General features: G+C 69.2%; 16 protein-coding genes. 8 read left to right on the forward strand and 8 right to left on the reverse strand.

Going from position 1 to position 17,019, the window contains the following annotated elements; all coding sequences use genetic code 11:
* Positions 1–6 precede the first annotated feature (6 nt).
* The gene (locus tag A37E_RS0114235) at positions 7–1,452 is read right to left on the reverse strand and encodes a 3-oxoacyl-[acyl-carrier-protein] synthase III C-terminal domain-containing protein (protein ID WP_029557208.1); all 1,446 of its coding nucleotides are present in this window, start codon (positions 1,450–1,452) and stop codon (positions 7–9) included.
* 160 nt (positions 1,453–1,612) lie between these two features.
* Between A37E_RS0114235 and A37E_RS0114240 the strand changes: the two genes are divergently transcribed.
* A complete protein-coding gene (locus A37E_RS0114240; RefSeq protein ID WP_029557209.1) occupies positions 1,613–2,848 on the forward strand; it encodes an FAD-dependent oxidoreductase in 1,236 nt (411 codons plus the stop codon).
* Between the two features lie 248 nt (positions 2,849–3,096).
* Here A37E_RS0114240 and A37E_RS0114245 read toward each other — a convergent pair whose 3' ends face one another.
* Entirely contained in the window at positions 3,097–3,771 is a 675-nt protein-coding gene (locus A37E_RS0114245) for a TetR/AcrR family transcriptional regulator (RefSeq protein ID WP_081837830.1), read from the reverse strand.
* A 490-nt stretch (positions 3,772–4,261) separates the two neighbouring features.
* On the opposite strand from A37E_RS0114245, the gene A37E_RS0114250 reads away from it, so the two are divergent.
* Both A37E_RS0114250 and A37E_RS0114255 read left to right on the forward strand, forming a co-directional pair.
* Positions 4,262–5,587, forward strand: coding sequence for an AMP-binding protein (locus A37E_RS0114250; protein ID WP_029557211.1), 1,326 nt, complete (start codon positions 4,262–4,264; stop codon positions 5,585–5,587).
* A gap of 7 nt (positions 5,588–5,594) precedes the next feature.
* Entirely contained in the window at positions 5,595–6,497 is a 903-nt protein-coding gene (locus A37E_RS0114255) for an alpha/beta hydrolase (RefSeq protein ID WP_197022977.1), read from the forward strand.
* A gap of 290 nt (positions 6,498–6,787) precedes the next feature.
* Here the strand turns inward: A37E_RS0114255 and A37E_RS0114260 are convergent, their stop codons facing one another.
* The 6 genes from A37E_RS0114260 to A37E_RS0114285 form a co-directional block, all read right to left on the reverse strand.
* Positions 6,788–7,906 (reverse strand): CaiB/BaiF CoA-transferase family protein, encoded by a 1,119-nt coding sequence (locus A37E_RS0114260; RefSeq protein WP_029557213.1) that lies wholly within the window; start codon positions 7,904–7,906, stop codon positions 6,788–6,790.
* A 5-nt stretch (positions 7,907–7,911) separates the two neighbouring features.
* Positions 7,912–8,232: a 2Fe-2S iron-sulfur cluster-binding protein gene (locus A37E_RS0114265; protein ID WP_029557214.1), complete on the reverse strand. Its 321-nt coding sequence runs from the start codon at positions 8,230–8,232 to the stop codon at positions 7,912–7,914.
* A gap of 36 nt (positions 8,233–8,268) precedes the next feature.
* A complete protein-coding gene (locus A37E_RS0114270) occupies positions 8,269–9,006 on the reverse strand; it encodes an SDR family NAD(P)-dependent oxidoreductase (protein ID WP_029557215.1) in 738 nt (245 codons plus the stop codon).
* Positions 9,003–9,824 (reverse strand): enoyl-CoA hydratase-related protein, encoded by an 822-nt coding sequence (locus A37E_RS0114275; RefSeq protein WP_029557216.1) that lies wholly within the window; start codon positions 9,822–9,824, stop codon positions 9,003–9,005. The genes A37E_RS0114270 and A37E_RS0114275 overlap by 4 nt, the downstream gene beginning before the upstream one ends.
* Before the next feature lie 290 nt (positions 9,825–10,114).
* On the reverse strand, positions 10,115–10,648 hold the full coding sequence (locus A37E_RS0114280; RefSeq protein WP_029557217.1) for an aromatic-ring-hydroxylating dioxygenase subunit beta: 534 nt from the start codon (positions 10,646–10,648) through the stop codon (positions 10,115–10,117).
* Positions 10,648–11,925: an aromatic ring-hydroxylating dioxygenase subunit alpha gene (locus A37E_RS0114285; RefSeq protein ID WP_051679034.1), complete on the reverse strand. Its 1,278-nt coding sequence runs from the start codon at positions 11,923–11,925 to the stop codon at positions 10,648–10,650. Before A37E_RS0114285 ends, A37E_RS0114280 begins: the two co-directional genes overlap by 1 nt.
* A 385-nt stretch (positions 11,926–12,310) precedes the next feature.
* On the opposite strand from A37E_RS0114285, the gene A37E_RS0114290 reads away from it, so the two are divergent.
* From A37E_RS0114290 to A37E_RS0114310, 5 genes are all read left to right on the forward strand, one after another.
* On the forward strand, positions 12,311–13,471 hold the full coding sequence (locus A37E_RS0114290) for an ABC transporter substrate-binding protein (protein WP_038193145.1): 1,161 nt from the start codon (positions 12,311–12,313) through the stop codon (positions 13,469–13,471).
* Positions 13,472–13,684: 213 nt separating this feature from the next.
* Positions 13,685–14,557 (forward strand): branched-chain amino acid ABC transporter permease, encoded by an 873-nt coding sequence (locus tag A37E_RS0114295; RefSeq protein ID WP_029557220.1) that lies wholly within the window; start codon positions 13,685–13,687, stop codon positions 14,555–14,557.
* A 2-nt stretch (positions 14,558–14,559) separates the two neighbouring features.
* The gene (locus tag A37E_RS0114300; protein ID WP_029557221.1) at positions 14,560–15,516 is read left to right on the forward strand and encodes a branched-chain amino acid ABC transporter permease; all 957 of its coding nucleotides are present in this window, start codon (positions 14,560–14,562) and stop codon (positions 15,514–15,516) included.
* Positions 15,513–16,298: an ABC transporter ATP-binding protein gene (locus A37E_RS0114305; RefSeq protein WP_029557222.1), complete on the forward strand. Its 786-nt coding sequence runs from the start codon at positions 15,513–15,515 to the stop codon at positions 16,296–16,298. The genes A37E_RS0114300 and A37E_RS0114305 overlap by 4 nt, the downstream gene beginning before the upstream one ends.
* Positions 16,285–16,986: an ABC transporter ATP-binding protein gene (locus tag A37E_RS0114310; protein ID WP_029557223.1), complete on the forward strand. Its 702-nt coding sequence runs from the start codon at positions 16,285–16,287 to the stop codon at positions 16,984–16,986. Before A37E_RS0114305 ends, A37E_RS0114310 begins: the two co-directional genes overlap by 14 nt.
* The last annotated feature ends 33 nt before the right edge of the window (positions 16,987–17,019 follow it).

Genomic DNA, 17,019 nt, shown 5'->3' on the forward strand with positions numbered 1-17,019 from the left:
CTCCGGTCAGGCTGCGGCGGACGGCGCGGGGGCCGCGACCGCCTTCCAGAAATAGCGGCGGAAGCCGGCGCGCTCGTCCAGATCCTTGATGCGGAAGACGAAACGCACCGCGTCGCCGGGCGAGAGCCGCTCCGCGTCGGGGTCGGTGAAGTCCATCATCAGGCGGGCGCCGCCGGGGATGTCGATGAGGCCGTAGCAATTGGGCGGGCTGCGGGAGAAGGCGAGGCGGTCGGCGGTGGCGGTGGCGACCGTGCCACCGAGGTCCGCAAGGGGCCATGGCTGCTGGGTTTCCGCGAACAGACCCGTCTCCGCGACGGCGAGGCGGGAGGGGGGAAATTGCACCTGCCCGGTCTCGGGGCTGCGGCTGCCGACGAAGCCCAGCAGGGCCTCGGCATTGCGATAGGCCGTGGTCAGCGCCTCATTGACCGGGAAGCGTCCGCGCAGGCCGCGCTCCCACGGCATCAGGCCGCGAAAGATGGGGAGTTTCAGATAGTTGGGCTCGGCGATGCCATCCGCCAGAACGGCCGAGGCGGCGGCCGGGAAGGCGCTGATGGCTTCGGTCGCCTCCAGCACCAAAGCGGTCGCGCCCTGCCCGAACTGGGCGACCAGCACCCGCTCGCCGGGGCGGATGTCTTCCATCGCCCGCGCCAGCATGACGAGGGCGTGGGCGGCGCCGGTGTCTCCGCATTCCAGATCAAGGGGTTGCGCGAGTTTTGCGCGGGAGAGACCGGCCGCCTGCGCCACCGCCTTAGCTGCGCCGGGAATGACGCAGGGCAAGACGAAATGGTCGATATCGGCGGCGGAAAGCTGCGCCTTTCCAAGCGCTTCCGCGATGGCGCGGGGCACGAGGTCGAGGAAGCCCTCTTCCCGCACCCAGCGCTCCTCCCAATCGGTGGCGAGCGGTCGGTCGGCGGCGCGGTAGCGCTCGATGAAGGGGGCGGAGAGGCTGGCCCCGCCGCGATAGGTGAGGAGGTCCGGCCCGCACCCGACGAGGGCGCTGACACCCCCATCCGCATAGCGCATTTCGGCCGTGCCACCCGGGGTATTCAGCGGCATGTCGGCGGCTGTCAGCAATGCCGGTTCCGAGGATTCAAGAGCGGCGTGCAAAGCGAGCAGTCCGCACCGCATGGTACCTCCGACATCCTGCGCCCGGGTCGCCTCGGGGAGGCGAAGGGCGGCATGGACGAGGGACGCCTGCTGTGGCTCGGCAAACACAGGGGTGGTGGTGGCGAAGGTGAGGGCACGGACGGCCGTTCGCGCCTCAGGAACCTGCGCCAGGCAGGCGCGGGCGGCGGCGACGGCCATGGTGATGGGGTCTTCGTCCCAATAGGCCAAAGTGCGGGTGCCGCGGGTCTCGCCACGGGGGCAGAGCCATCCCATGGCGGCGGCCATGGCGGCGCGCTGGAGGCGCAGGCGCGGCAGATGGATTGCGAGTGCTGTGATGCCCGTCATGTGGTGCCCGTCTGTGCGGCCGGGGGAGGGGGGGCTTCACCGGCGTCCACGCGCCGAACGTCGGGGCCGACGGCGCGCGGGAAAGCCGATTGCCGCCCGCATTTCGGCAGTATAATAATCAGAACGTTCGGTCAATCAATATCCAGAAACGGGGGACGCCATGGACCAGGAACGCGCCGGTGAGGATCACATCTGCATCGTCGGGGCCGGGCAGGCCGCGGCCTCCCTCGCGCTGCGCCTGCGCCATGGCGGCTATTCCGGTGCGCTGACCCTCTTTGGCGACGAGCCGCACCCGCCCTATCAGCGCCCGCCGCTCTCCAAGGCCTATCTCAAGCGGGAGTGGACGGTGGACCGTCTCTATCTGCGTCCCGCCGAGTTCTGGAGCGGTATCGGCGTCGATGTGGTGACGGGTGCGCCTGTCACCGCGCTCGATCCGGTGGCCCGCACGCTGGAGGTGGGCGGGCGCAGTGTGGCGTGGACGAAGCTGGCGCTGGCCACCGGCACCCGCCCGCGTCCGCTGCCGCCGGAATTCTCAGGCCTGACAGGCATCTACGAGCTGCGCAGCCTTGCCGACGCGGACCGGCTGGAAGGCGAGATCCGCCCCGGACGGCGGCTGCTCGTGCTCGGCGGCGGCTATGTGGGGCTGGAGACGGCGGCGGTGGCGGCGAAGGCCGGGCTCACCGTGACCGTTGTGGAGCGGGCCGCGCGCATTCTGGAGCGCGTCGCCTGCGCCGAGACCTCCGACGCCATCCGCGCGCTCCACGCGGGCCATGGCGTGCGCATCCTCGAAGGCCGCAGCGTGGCCGGGGTGGAGGCGCGGGAGGGCGCCGTCGCCGCGGTGATGCTGGACGACGGGACGCGCGTGGAGGTGGATGCGGTGCTGGTGGGTATCGGCGTCCTGCCGCGCGATGAGCTCGCCCGCGCGGCCGGCCTCACCTGCGAGAACGGCATCGTGGTGGACGTGCATGGGCGTACATCGGCCCCCGGCATCTGGGCGGCGGGCGATTGCGCGGCCTTCCCGTTCCATGGCGTGCCGACGCGGCTGGAGAGCGTGCAGAATGCGGTGGACCAGGCCGAATGCGCCGCCGACGACATGCTCGGCCACACCCGCGCCTATGCGCCGGTGCCGTGGTTCTGGTCCGACCAGTACGACATGAAGCTCCAGATCGTCGGTCTCAATCGCGGCTACGATGCGGTGCTGCGCCGCCGCTCGGAGCGGGGCGAATCGCTCTGGTATTTCCGCGACGGGCGGATGATCGCCGTGGACGCCCTCAACGATGCGCGCACCTACATGGCGGCCAAGAAGCTGCTGGAGGCGGGGGCGGTTCTCACGCTCGACGAGGTGGCGGCGGAGGGGTTCGATCCGGTGGCGCGGATGAAGCGGCCGGCGGCATGAGGGGGTGACGCTCCGGACGGAAAACAGCGCGCGTTGCCGTCACCTCGTCATGGCCGGGCTTGTCCCGGAAGTCGGCTGTTGCCGACTTCCGCCTGTGAGAGCGGAACCCGCAAACATGCGGGTTCCGGCCATCCACGTGGAGCGGCTGGGAACGCTTTGCGGAAGTGGCTCCATCGGCCCGACGTGGATGCCCGGGACAAGCCCGGGCATGACGGCTCGTGCGAATCCCTCGGTCCCTTCGGCGAGCCTCACTCCTTGGCGCCGCGCCCCTCGTGCCGCGCCGCATGGCGGCCCTCCGGCTTGGCGTGCGCCGTGCCGCCGTTCGCCGGTGCGGGGGCGTTGGCGTAGCCCTTCACGAAGAGGTCCACCGTGCGGTCGGCCAGCTCGTTGGGCGTCACGGCGCCGTCGGCGTGGTACCACGTATAGGTCCAGTTGATCATGCCGAAGAACAGCATGGTGTCCACGTGGGCCGTGCTGGAATGGGCGAGGTCCGGCCGCAACTGCAACAGGATGTCCCGGACATAGGCGATCAGCTCGCGCTGCTTGGCCACCAGCACCTTGCGCGTCTCGGGGGCGAGGAACTCGGCACAGGTGAGCAGGGCCACATGCTGGTCGCGCGAGACCGAGTAGACATCGAGGAACAGGCGGGTGAGCTGGCGGAAGCGCTCCTCCGGATCCTGATAGCCGTAGAGGGTCTGCCGGCACTTCATGAGGAGGCTTTCCACATGCGAGGTCAGCATGTCGGAAAGGATCGCCTCCTTGGAGGTGAAATAGTGATAGAGCCGGGACTTGGAGCACTCGCAGGCCTCGGCGATGTCGCCGATGGAGGTGGCCGCATAGCCGCGCTGCGCGAACACGGACGCCGCCCGTTCGAGGATGGTGTCGTGAATGTTGTCGTATTCGGCTGAGCGCGTTCTCGCCACGGCGGCCACACCTGCAAGAATGTTCCGATCATTCGGTCTATAAGCGCATGGGGCGGCGGTGCCAAGGGCGGCGGGCGCGGGAGGGGTCTGTCTGAAGCCGTTCAAAAGCGCGCGACGGGCAGGGCGTGGCTTATCCTTCGGGTAGAATAAGCGTGCGGCCTCTTCCCGCCGTCATGGCCGGGCTTGTCCCGGCCATCCACGTCGAGCCGATTTCACGGGTGTTTCAGACCTGTTTCCGGCCCGACCACGTGGATGCCCGGGACAAGCCCGGGCATGACGGCTGCACAGGATCTCCGGGCCTTTCCCCACCCCGCTGCCGCAGGTGCCTTCCCCGCCTTCCCCATGGTAGCCTCGCCGGGCATCCGGGCATGGAGGTTGATGCAGATCAAAATCGCCGTTTACATAGACCATCCGTTCGGTCTATTAATTCGCCAACCGAGAGCGGCCACAAGAGCCGCGTGTTTCAACGGTCGGATGGGGGAGGAGCCACATGCAGCATCCTGAGGTGGAGTCGCTCGATCGCGACGGTATTCTGAAGCTCCAGCGCGAGGGCCTTGCCGGCCTCGGCGCGCGTCTGGCGCAGTGCGACACCTGGAAGGCGCATTTCGCGCAGGCCGGCATGACGCCGGAGGATCTCGCCTCCGAGGATGGCCTCGCCAACGCGCCCTTCATGGACAAGTCGCTGCTGCGCGACCTCTATCCCTTCCCCTTCCTCACCGTGCCCATGGACAAGGTGGAGCGCTTCGTCGCCACCTCAGGCACCACCGGCCTGCCGGTGACGTTCGGCATGACGAAGAACGACCTGCACAGCCTGCTGCCCTCCCAGATGGCGCGCCTGCTCACCGCCGCCGGCGTGAAGCCGGGCTTCCGCGCCTATCAGGGCTATGGCTACGGCCTGTGGATCGGCGGCCCGGCGCTGGATGCCGGCTTCTCCGCCGTGGGCTGCACCAATTTCCCCATCGGCCCCGGCCGCGGCGAGCTGGCCGCCCGCTGGCTGCGCGACCACGCCTATGACGTCGCCTCCATGTCGCCCTTGTGGCTAATGACTTTGGTACAGGCGGCCAAGCATCAGGGCATCAACCCGCGCACCGACTGGACGCTGAAGGTCGCCATCCTCGGCGGCCAGTCGGTCTCGGCCGAGTTCCGCGCGCAGCTGGAAGCCGAGATGCCGGAAGGCTTCATGAGCCACAACATCTACGGCACCACGGAAGCCGGCGGGCCCATCCTCGCCATCTCCACGCCCTTCACCCACGCCGACGACGAATTGCAGCTCCTCAACGAGGATACGGTGATCGTCGAGATCCTCGATCCCAAGACCATGAAGCCGGTGTCCGAGGGCGAGGTGGGCGAGATCGTCATCACCACCCTGCGCAAGGAAGCCTCCCCGGTGGTGCGCTGGCGCACCCGCGACCTCGTGCGGCTCTCCCCGCGCCCTTATGATTGCCCCTCGGGCCGGCGCGGCATGCGCAAGATCGGCCGGATCATCGGGCGCACCGACGACATGATCAAGTTCAAGGGCGTCATCGTCTTCCCGTCCCAGATCGAGGACGTGATCGCCGGCATTCCCGGCCTCGCCAAGGAAGCCTGGCAGATCTACGTGGACAAGGAAGCCACCACCATCGGCAAGATGACCGTGGCGGTGGAGGCGGTGGCCGCCTCGCAGCGTCCCGGCGAGGATGCGGCGGCCGACGTGCGGCGCGAGATCAAGGCCCGCCTCGGCATCAACGTGAACGTGGAATGCCATCGCGAGGGCGAGCTGCCGCGCTACGAGGCTAAGGCCACGCGCGTGCTGCACCGGCCCGAAGCGACCCACTGAGGCCGCCTTGACCGAGGCCCTTCCCATGGACTCACCCGCCTTCGCGCGGGTGCGTGCGCGCATCGCCGCCGCCACCTCCGCCTGGGCGGCGGGGATGACGCTGGCCGAGATCCGCGACAGCTTCGAGGCCTTCCTCGGGGCGGGCGAGGGTGCGCCGGAGGTGGTGCGCACGCCGCTCCCCCTCGCCGGCCTGCCCGCCTGCTCCTTCGATGCGCCGGGGGGCGATGCCGCCCGCGCGCTGCTCTATTGCCACGGCGGCGGCTTCCAGATCGGCTCCATCCGCTCCCATGCGGGGCTGATGGCGCGGCTCGCGGCGGCGAGTGGAATGCGGGTGATCGGCTTCGACTATCGCCTCGCCCCCGAGCACCGCTTTCCGGCGGCGCACGACGACGCCTTCGCCGTCTATGGCGCGCTGGTGGAGGCGGGGGAAACGCCGCTCGCACTCGTGGGGGATTCCGCCGGCGGGGCGCTGGCGCTGGGCACCGTCATGCGCGCGCGGGATGCGGGTCTCGCGCTGCCCAAGGCGCTGGTGCTGCTCTCGCCCTGGCTCGATCTCGCCATGAGCGGGGAGAGCTACACGGCGCTGGCGGAGAAGGACATCTTCTCCCGCCCCGAGCAGTTGAGGGCCATGGCGCGGACCTATCTCGGCCGCGACAACCGGCCGGACGACCCCGCCGCCTCGCCGGTCAAGGGCGATCTTGCCGGTCTTCCGCCGATGCTGGTGCATGCGGGCGGGCACGACATCACGCTCGACGACAGCCACCTTCTGGCGCAGCGCGCCGCTGAGACGGGTGGGCGGGTGGCGGTCGAGGTGTTCCCCGGCATGTGCCACCACTTCCAGGTGTTCGAGGAGCTGCCCGAGGCGGCCCAATCCCTCGCGCGCATCGGCGCCTTCCTGCGCGGCCTCTGACCCCCGGCCCTCCTCCCGACGGCTGGACCCTCGTCCGCGTCGCCAGAGCCGGGCCCACTCGCCGGCCTCCCGCCACCGCCGGGAGGCCGGTTTTTTCGTGGGTTTGACGCGTTGTGCGGGCTTTCCTCACCGCCCGTCATGGCCGGGCTTGTCCCGGCCATCCACGTGGCTCGGCCGGGAATAGCTGCCGGGCATCGTCCCATCGGCCCGACGTGGATGGCCGGGACAAGCCCGGCCATGACGGCTGGTGCGTGGGGGGCGCGTCAGCTCTCTGCCTCACCCCATTCAGCTCACCCCAGCCGCGCCGGATCGAGCCCCCAGTCGGCGAGGATGGCCCGCCCGTCCGCGCCCGGCGCCGAAGGGCCGTAAGCCACCTCCGAGGGCGTGGCGGAGAAGCGGGGGGCGGGGGCGGGCTGGGTCACGCCGTCCACGGTAACGAACGCTCCGCGCGCCTGCGCATGGGGATGAGACGCGGCCTCGTCCCAGTCGAGGATGGGGGTGACGCAGGCGTCCGTGCCGGCGAACAGGTCCGCCCAATGGTCGCGCGGCTCACTGAGGAACAGCGCGGCGAGGCGCGCCCGCAGCGCCCCCCAGCGGGCGGGATCGGCGGCGTGGGTGAAGTCGGCGGCGTCCAGACCCAGCCGCTCGAGGAGGATGCGGTGGAAGCGGCCCTCCACCGGCGCCACGGCGAGGAACTTCCCGTCCGCGCAGGCATAGGTGCCGTAGAAATAGGCCCCGCCATCCAGCAGGTTCGCCGCGCGCGCATTGCTCCACATCCCGCCGGCGCGGAAGCCCCAGAACAGCGCGGCGAGGAGGGAGGCGCCGTCCGTCATGGCCGCGTCCACCACCTGGCCCTGCCCGCTGGTCTTGGCGGCGAGCAGCGCGGCCACCATGCCGAACGCCATCAGCATGCCCCCGCCACCGAAATCGGCCACGAGGTTGAGCGGCACGGGCGGCGGCGCATCGGCCGGGCCCATGGCGGCCAGCGCCCCGGTCAAGCCGAGATAATTGAGGTCGTGCCCGGCCGCGTCCCTCAAGGGCCCTTCCTGCCCCCAGCCGGTCATGCGGCCGTAGACGAGGCGCGGATGGGCGGCAAGGCACGGCTCCGGCCCGAGGCCGAGGCGCTCCATGACACCGGGCCGGAAGCCCTCGATGAGGCCGTCCGCGCGGGCGATGAGATCGCGCATCACGCCGAGGTCGGCCTCGGCCTTGAGGTCGAGGGCGATGGAGCGGCGGCCCCGCGCCAGCACATCGAAGCGCGTGTTCATGAGCGGGATGTCCGCCCGCGCGCCCTTCTGGTGGATGCGGATGACCTCCGCCCCCGCATCCGCCAGCATCATGGCGGCAAACGGCGCGGGGCCGAGGCCCACCATCTCGACGATGCGCAGTCCCGCAAGCGGACCAGGCATCGCCCTCAGCCCTGGCCGGCGGGCAGGTGGACGACGAGGCCGTCCAGCGCCGGCGCCACCTTTACCTGGCAGGAGAGGCGGGAGGAGTCGCGCACGTCCTCGGCGAATTCGAGCATGTCGCGCTCCATGCCCGTCGCTTCGCCCACCTGGGCGGACCAAGCCGGGTCCACATGCACGTGGCAGGTGGCGCAGGAGCAGGCGCCGCCGCACTCGGCGACGATGCCGGGCACATTGGCGCGGCGGGCGCATTCCATGACGGAGAGCCCGTCATCCGCATCGATCTCGATGCGCTCAGCGGCGGGCGTGACGAAGACGATGCGGGTCATCGGGGGGCTTCCAGTGTATTGGTCTTGCTTGAAAGGTCAGGCGCCGCAGCCCATGCCGCCGGAGACGCCCAGCACTTCGCCGGTGACGAAGGAGGCGCCCGGCGAGGCGAGGAAGGCCACCGCCGCCGCCACTTCCTCCGGCTCGCCCATGCGGCGCAGGAGGGTGAGGGCGGCCATGTCGGCGAGGATCTTCTCGCCCACCTCCGCCACCGCCCGCTCCACCATGGGGGTGCGGATGGGGCCGGGCGCCACCGCATTGGCGGTGATGCCGTAGCGGGCGTTTTCGCGGGCGATGGAGCGGGTGAAGCCGATGAGCCCGGCCTTGGCGGCGGCATAGACCGCGCCGCCCTTGGAGCCCAGCCGCCCCGCTTCCGAGGCCACGTTCACCAGCCGCCCGTAGCGCGCCGCCTGCATGGCGGGCAAAGCGAGGCGGGTGAAGAGAAAGGCGGTTTCCAGATTCACCGAGAGCAGGAAGCGCCAGTCGTCCACGGTGGTGTCGGTGAAGAAGGCGTGCTGGTCGGCGCCGATATTGTTCACCAGCACGTCGAACGGGCCGTGGGCGGCGAACAGCGCCTGCGCGGCCGCCGCGTCCGTCCCGTCCATATGGACGAAGGTGGCGCCGGTTTCCGCCGCGAGCGCGGTGCCGGCGGTGGCATCGCGATCGCAGAAGGTCACGGCCATGCCGTCCGCGCCGAGCTGGCGGACGATGGCGGCGCCGATGCCGGCGCCCCCTCCGGTGACGAGCGCCCGGCGCGGGGTGGTCGGCGCGGTCATCGGCCGGTGAAGACGGGCTTGCGCTTCTCGATCACCGCCGCGAGGCCCTCGCGGCTGTCGGCGGTGAAGGAGAGTTCGGAGACGGTGCGCGCCTCCTCCGGCAAGGCGCGCTCCACGTCCAGCGCGTTCCACAACAGGCGCTTGGTGGCGGCCATGGCGAGGGGCGCGCCAGCGGCGTAGAAGCGCGCGGCCTTGCCGGCTTCCTCGGTGAGCGCGTCGTCCGGCACGCACTTGGTGATGAGGCCGATGGACTGCGCCTCCTCGGCGCTCACCACGCGGTTGGAGAGCATGATTTCCGCCGCGCGGCGGAAGCCCACGAGATGGGGCAGGATGACGGACGCACCGGCATCCGGCGCCATGCCCACCCGCGTCGCGCCGGCCATGAACTTGGCGCCCGCACCGGCGATCACGATGTCGGAGGCGCAGACGAGGCCGAGCCCGCCGCCGCCCGCCGCATAGCCGTGCACCTCGGTGACGACGATGGCCTTCAGGCGGATGAGGGCGCCGATGGCGACCTGGAGATAGGCCGTCACCTCGCGCAGGAAATCGCCCAGCGCCTCGCCCTTGGAGGCGAACTCGCGCACGTCGCCGCCGGCGCAGAAATTGGCGCCCGCGCCGCGCAGATGCACCACCCGCACATGGGCGGAGCGATGCACCACCATGATGGCCTTGTAGAGCGCCTGCATCAGCTCGATGTTCATGCCGTTGGCCGAGCCGGGGCGGTTGAGCGTGAGGGTGGCGACGCCATCGGCATAATCGAGCAGGACGGGGCCTTCGGCGATCCAGCTTTCGGGGGCAGTGGGGGTGCTGTGTGTCATGGGTGCCTCTGGGGCGGGAGGGGAGGGCGGAAGGGCGAGCGCTTTCGACGCCCCATCCGGTCGTCATGGCCGGGCTTGTCCCGGCCATCCACGTGGTGCGGCCGGGAACATCATTTCGAACGCTGCGCCAGCGGCCCGACGTGGATGCCCGGAACCCGCATGTTTGCGGGTTCCGGTCTCACGGGCGGAAGTCGGCAACAGCCGACTTCCGGCACAAGGCCGGGCATGACGGCTGGAGAGGGCTGGGAAGCTGCCGGGCGAATGGCGCGATTACTTGCCCGGACCCGTCCTCACACCAGGAACGACAGCGTGTAGATGGGCTTGTTGTTGTTCACGAGGCAGATCTTCTTGCGCACCAGACGGAAGCCGTCGTCCGTCATGCGCAGGCGGTAGGTGTTGCGCGCCGCCCAGAGGGTGTCGCCGCGCAGATTGTCCTCGTAGATGAGGACGTTGGCGCGCACGTCCACCTCGGGGCCGCGCACCTCGGCGATCTCGATGTTGGAGATCACGCGGGCCAGCTCCGAGCGCGGCGTCTGGGTGTGGCGGCGGCCGGTCTTGAGCTGGCGGATGCGCACGCCGATGCGCGAGCGGTTGTCGTAGAGCACCGACATTTCCTTCTCGGGGTCGGTGTCGTCGCCATTGGCCGGGACCCAGTAGATGGCGTCGTCGGTCCACAGCGCCTCCCACCCGTCGTAATCGTGGGTGTCGGCGAGGCGGGCCTCCAGATAGAGGAACTGCGCCACCTGATGGTGCAGCGTCGCCGGCTCCAGCTTGGCGAGGTCGGGGGCGGAGGCGTCCGCGAAGGAGTGGGCGAGGGCGGTCATCAGCGGGCCTCCGTCATCAGGTTCAGATAGTGGCGCCAGATGCCGCGCTGCGGCGTCTCGTCGGTGGAATGGGCGATGCGATAGCCGTTCTCGTCGAGGCGCTCGCGGTGCAGGCCGCGGGACAGCACCAGCCATTCGGGATCGAGGATCTGCGCGCCGCGATGGTTGCGCTCGTACATCTCGGTATCGTCGGCGAGCAGCAGGCCGGCGGGGCCCACCGAGCCCATGGTCTGCTGGCGCAGGCGGCGGTTGATGTCCGGCGCGCCCTTGAACTGCACGGCGGTGACATGCTGGATGGTCTCGTCCACCGCGACAGGCTGAAGCACGAAGATCTGGATCTCGGCGATGAAGAGGTTCGGGAAGATCATGACGTGGGGCGAGCCGTCGATCATGATCTCGCGCGCCCGCTCCTCGCCATAGGCCGCGTTCATGCTCTTCACGTATTCGGGCAGGCGCTCCGGCGTGGTGCCGAACCACTGGAGCGGCTTGTCGTGCTTGCGCCATTCGGGGCGCAGGTCGAACTCGGTGTGGCCGTTGCCATAGTCGCGGGTGAGGGCCGTGGAATCCGCGCCGTAGAGGCTGCCGATGCCGGAGGAGGTGACCTGGAACACCGAGCCGTGGACGAAGCCGGGGTGGTAGCCGTCCGTCTCGTTCTCGAGCATGAACTTCCAGTTGGCCTTGGTGCGGTGCTGGAGGAAGCCCGCCGTCAGCTCCAGTTCGCCGGTGGGCGAGTTGTCGAGCAACTGGTCGAGGGCCGCCTTGGCGCCGCCGAGATGCTCCTCCAGCGAGATGCCCTCGGCCGCCATGGAGCCGAAGACGAAGCCGCGATAGATGGCGATGCGCGGCACCTTGCCGAGGTTCAGCCCCGCCTTGCTCTGGCCCTCGTAGCCCTCCGGCAGGGCATAGCCCATGAGGTCGCCGGTGTTGGAGAAGGTCCAGGAGTGATAGGGGCAGGTGAAGCTGGTGCGGTTGCCCTTCTGGTAGGCGCACAGCTGGTTGCCGCGATGGGGGCACTTATTGAGGAGGAGGCGGACCTTGCCTTCCCGGTCCCGCACCATCAGCACCGGCATGGGGCCGATGGACTTGGTGACATAATCGTTCTTGTTGGGAATTTCGCTGGTATGGCCCACATAGACCCAGGTCTTGTACCAGATCTTCTCCAGCTCTTCCTGGAAGATGGCGGGATCATAATAAAGACGGCTGTTGATGCGCGCGGGCTCGATGAGTGCGCGATAGTCGTGGGCCTGTGCGGCCTCGGACACGGCGGCGTGCGGCATGGCGGTCCACCCCTGATGCGACGTTGGATTGTCGGATAATTCATCGAACGATCGATCTAAGTATTCTCGCGTTCCTTGAGCCATGTCAAGCGGCGTCCTGCGACCGGCCGACGCAAATTCTTTCCGCGCCCGCCGCCGGGAGACCGCCCAGCGGCGCGCTTAATGCCCTGAAAGACCCAAAAAATTCCGCCCGGCTGACGTTGCGTTGAAACGCTCAAGATTCTGGTGGAAATGCGAACCGATCTGAATTAAAAAGACCGAACGATCTAACGATAATAGATCGAAGCGTGATGCCCCCTCGCTTTCTCCCGCAGGCTTGTCTCCTCAGGCTTGTCCGCGGTGGCGACGGCTCGGCGGCGTCACCCATCAATTCTGGGGAGGACACATGAAGAGCATTGTCACGGGCGCCCTTGCGCTGGCCCTCATGGCCACCGCCGCCACCACCACCGCCACAACCCCCGCCCTCGCCGACATCAAGATCGGCGCCGTGGTCTCCGAGACGGGACCGGCCTCCTCCCTCGGCGATCCCGAGGCCAAGACCATCCGCATGATGGTGGAGGAGCTGAACGCCAAGGGCGGCATCAAGGGCGAGAAGGCCAAGCTCGTTCTCTATGACGACGGCGGCGACCCCTCCAAGGCCAAGACCTTCGCCACCCGCCTGGTGGAAGACGACGGCGTGGTCGCCATGGTCGGCGGCACCACCACCGGCACCTCGCTCGCCATCCTCGCGGTGGCGGAAGAGAGCAAGGTGCCCTTCATCTCGCTGGCCGGCGCCATCGAGATCATCGATCCGGTGAAGCCCTTCACCTTCAAGACCCCGCACACCGACCGCATGGCGTGCCAGAAGATCTTCGACGACATGAAGTCGCGCGGCCTGACGAAGATCGGCCTCATCTCCGGCACCGACGGCTTCGGCGCCTCCATGCGCACCCAGTGCATCGCGGTGGCCAAGACCTCCGGCATCGAGATCGTCGCCGACGAGACCTACGGGCCGAAGGATGCGGACATGACCCCGCAGCTCACCAACATCCGCAACAAGCCGGGCATCCAGGCGGTGCTCAACACCGGCTTCGGCCAGGGGCCGGCCACCATCACCCGGAACTATGCGCAGCTGGGCATCACTTTGCCGCTCTACCAGTCCCACGGTGTCGCTTCCAACGCCTTCATCGAGCTGTCCGGCGCCAAGAATGCCGAGGGCGTGCGCCTGCCCGGCACCGCGCTCCTCGCGGGCGAGCTGCTCGACCCGAAGGACCCGCAGAAAAACGTGGTGCTGGCCTACAAGGCGAGCTTCGAGAAGGCGGCCGGCGGCGCGCCGGTCTCCACCTTCGGCGGCTATGCCCATGACGCCATGCGCATCCTCACCGAGGCGCTGGCCAAGGCGCCGTCCGCCAAGCCTGCCGCCATCCGCGATGCCATTGAGGGCACCACGGGCCTCGTCGGCACCACCGGCACCTACAATTATTCGAAGACCGACCATCTCGGCCTCGATCTCTCCGCCTTCCGCATGCTGGAAATCAGCAACGGCGGCTGGAAGCTGGTGAAGTAGAGGGGCCCCACCGGCCCGTCTGTCCGCCGGGTCTTCCGCCATCGGCCCACGGCCGCCGTCAGGGGCGGCCGTGGGCGCCCCGACCTAAGACAAGCCGCCCCTGCCGGATGCGCCGCACCCGGCGGCACGGCGCGGCACCCCTTCCACACAGCGTGAGGCGGCCTGCCGGTATCCACCCGGCGCCGTCTCGAACCGCCCGCGGGGAGCGAGCGCATGTCCGATCTGCTGCAATTCCTGGTGTCCGGGGTCACGGTGGGCGCGGTCTATGCCCTCGTCGCCCTCGGCTTCACCATCATCTACAACGCCTCCGACGTGGTGAACTTCGCCCAGGGCGAGTTCGTGATGCTGGGCGGCATGATCAGCGTGGCCGGCGTCGCCGCCGGCCTGCCCTTGCCGCTCGCGGCGCTCATCGCCATCGCGCTCACGGCGGCCATCGGCGTGGCGCTGAACACCTTCGCCATCGAGCCGGCGCGCGGGGCGCCCGTGGTGTCGCTCATCATCATCACCATCGGCGCCTCCATCTTCATCCGGGGCGTCACCCAGATCGTGCTCGACAAGGGCACCCACCGGCTGCCCTCCTTCTCCGGCGATGATCCCATCCATGTGCTGGGCGCCACCGTGCTGCCGCAGAGCCTGTGGGTGGTGGCGGGGGCGGTGGCCATCTTCGTGGCGCTGTGGCTGTTCTTCACCCGCACGCTCACCGGCCGCGCGGTGCTCGCCACCTCCAACAATCGCCTCGCGGCGCAGCTCGTGGGCATCAACACGCGCTTCGTGATGACGCTCTCCTTCGCCTTGTCCGCCGCCATCGGCGCGCTGGCGGGCGTGCTCATCACCCCCATCCTGCCGACCAGCTTCGAGATCGGCATCTCGCTGGCGCTGAAGGGCTTCGCCGCCGCCATGCTGGGCGGCATGGGCAACCCCAAGGGGGCACTGGCGGGCGGGCTGCTGCTCGGCCTCATGGAAGCGCTGACGGCAGGCTACATCTCCTCCCACTACAAGGATGCGGTGGCCTTCTTCGTCATCCTCGCCGTGCTGTTCGCCTTCCCGCGCGGCCTCTACGGCAGCAATCCGGTGGAGCGCGTGTGACCATGCGGCTCTCTCCGAAGCAGTCCACTTTGCTGGTGCTGGCGGTGCTGATGATCGCCAGTCCCTTTTTCTTCCCGTCGAACTATTACTACCGCGTCGGATCGCTGGTCTTCGTCAATGCCATCGCGGTGGTGGGCATCGTCATCCTCACCGGCTATGCCGGCCAGATCAGCCTCGGCCATGCGGGCTTCCTCGGCATCGGCGGCTATGCCTGTGCGCTGCTGCCGGCGCATTTCGGCCTGCCTCCGGCGCTGGCGGTGGTGGCCGGCGCGGCGATTTCCAGCGCCATCGCCTATGTGGTGGGCCGGCCCATCCTGAAATTGAAGGGCTACTACCTCGCGGTGGCGACGCTCGGCTTCGGCGTGCTGGTCTCCATGGTGCTCGCTAATGAAGGCTGGCTCACCGGCGGGCCGGACGGCATCAAGGTGCCCGATCCCGGCATCCGCGCGCTGCTGGAACAGGTCGGCATCGAACTCACCAACCCGCAATTCTGGTACGCCTTCTGCGGCCTCGTGCTGTTCATCGGCGCCTGGCTCGCGCTGAACCTGCGCGAAAGCCCCACCGGCCGGGCGCTGCGGGCGCTGCACGGCTCGGAGGTGGCGGCGCGCACGGCGGGCATCGACATCGCGAAGGCGAAGCTGAACGCCTTCGTCATCTCCGCCGTCTACGCCTCCGTCGCCGGCTCCCTGCTGGCGTTGCAGAACCGCCTCATCACGCCCGATGTGGCGGGCTTCATGCACTCCATCGAGCTGGTCACCATGGCGGTGCTGGGCGGGGCGGGCTCGGTGCTGGGCGGCATCTTCGGCGCGGCGCTGCTCACTCTGCTGCCGCAGGTGCTCACCGTGCTGCAGGATTACGAGCACGTGGTGCTGGGCCTCGTGATGATGGGGGTGATGATCTTCCTGCCGGCGGGGCTCATCCCCAGCGCCCGGCGCCTGCTGCGGGGGAGGGGGGAATGAGCCTTTTGCAAGTGGAAGGCCTCGGCATCTCCTTCGGCGGCGTCACGGCGGTCAACGACGTGTCCTTCGCGCTGGATCAGGGCAAGATCGTCTCGGTCATCGGCCCCAACGGGGCGGGCAAGACCACGCTCTTCAACATGATCTCCGGCGTCTACCTGCCCAAATCCGGCAAGGTGCGCCTCGACGGCGAGGACGTGACCGGCCTGCGGCCGGACCTGCTGGCGGTGCGCGGCATGTCGCGCACCTTCCAGAACCTCCAGATCTTCCAGGAGATGAGCGTTCTGGAGAACGTCATCGTCGGCTTCCACATGCACGAGCGCGGGCCGGTGCTGGCCGATCTGTTCGCCCTTCCCGGCTCGCGCAAGCGGGCGCGGGCGGCGGCGGAGGGCGCGCGCGTGCTCTTGGAGCGGGTGGGGCTGGAGCGGGCGGCGGAGCGCGAGGCCGGCGCCCTCTCCTACGGCGCGCTGAAGCGCCTCGAGATCGCCCGGGCGCTGGCCGCCCGGCCCCGCGTGCTGCTGCTCGACGAGCCGGCGGCGGGCTGCAACGCGGTGGAGACGGAGGAGATCGACCGCCTCATCTGCGAGGTGGCGAAGACCGGCGTCGCCATCCTGCTGGTGGAGCACGACATGAAGCTGGTGATGCGCCTCTCCGACACCATCGTGGTGCTGGACCATGGCGAGAAGATCGCCGAGGGCGATCCGGCCGTGGTCAGCCGCGACCCCAGGGTGATCGAGGCCTATCTCGGCGCCGGCACGACGGAGGCGCTCCATGCTCACGGTTGAGGGCCTGCGCTCGCGCTACGGGCGCATCGAGGTGCTGCACGGGGTGGATCTGTTCGTCGGTTCCGGCGAGATCGTCACGGTGGTGGGGGCGAATGGGGCGGGCAAGACGACGCTTTTGCGCTGCCTCTCCGGCGTGCAGCCGGTGTCGGGCGGCACCATCACCTTCCGCGGCGAGGCTTTGACGGCTGTTCCCGCCTATCGCCGGGTCGCGCGGGGGCTGGCGCAATCGCCGGAGGGGCGGCAGATCTTCACCAACCTCAGCGTGGAGGAAAATCTGCGCCTCGGCGCCTTCGTCTTCGCCGACGACCGCGTGGAGCGCGACATGGCGGATGCCTTCGCCATGTTCCCCATCCTGAAGGAGAAGCGCAACCAGCTCGCCGGCGGCCTCTCCGGCGGGCAGCAGCAGATGCTGGCCATCGCCCGCGCCCTCATGGGCCGGCCCGCCTGCCTGCTGCTGGACGAGCCCTCCATGGGCCTCGCACCCATCCTCGTGGCGCAGATCTTCGAGGTGGTGAAGGGGCTGAAGGCGCTGGATGTGACCGTGCTGCTGGTGGAGCAGAACGCCTTCGGGGCGCTGTCGGTGGCGGATCGGGGCTATGTGATGGAAACCGGCCGCGTCACGATGGTGGGACCTGCGGCGGAGCTGATCGCCGACCCGCGCGTGCGCGAGGCGTATCTCGGCATCTGAGCGGCCGCCCCGCGAAAGGGGCGGCCGCCCAAC

The sequence above is a fragment of the Xanthobacter sp. 91 genome, from assembly GCF_000702385.1.
GTDB lineage: Bacteria > Pseudomonadota > Alphaproteobacteria > Rhizobiales > Xanthobacteraceae > Xanthobacter > Xanthobacter aminoxidans.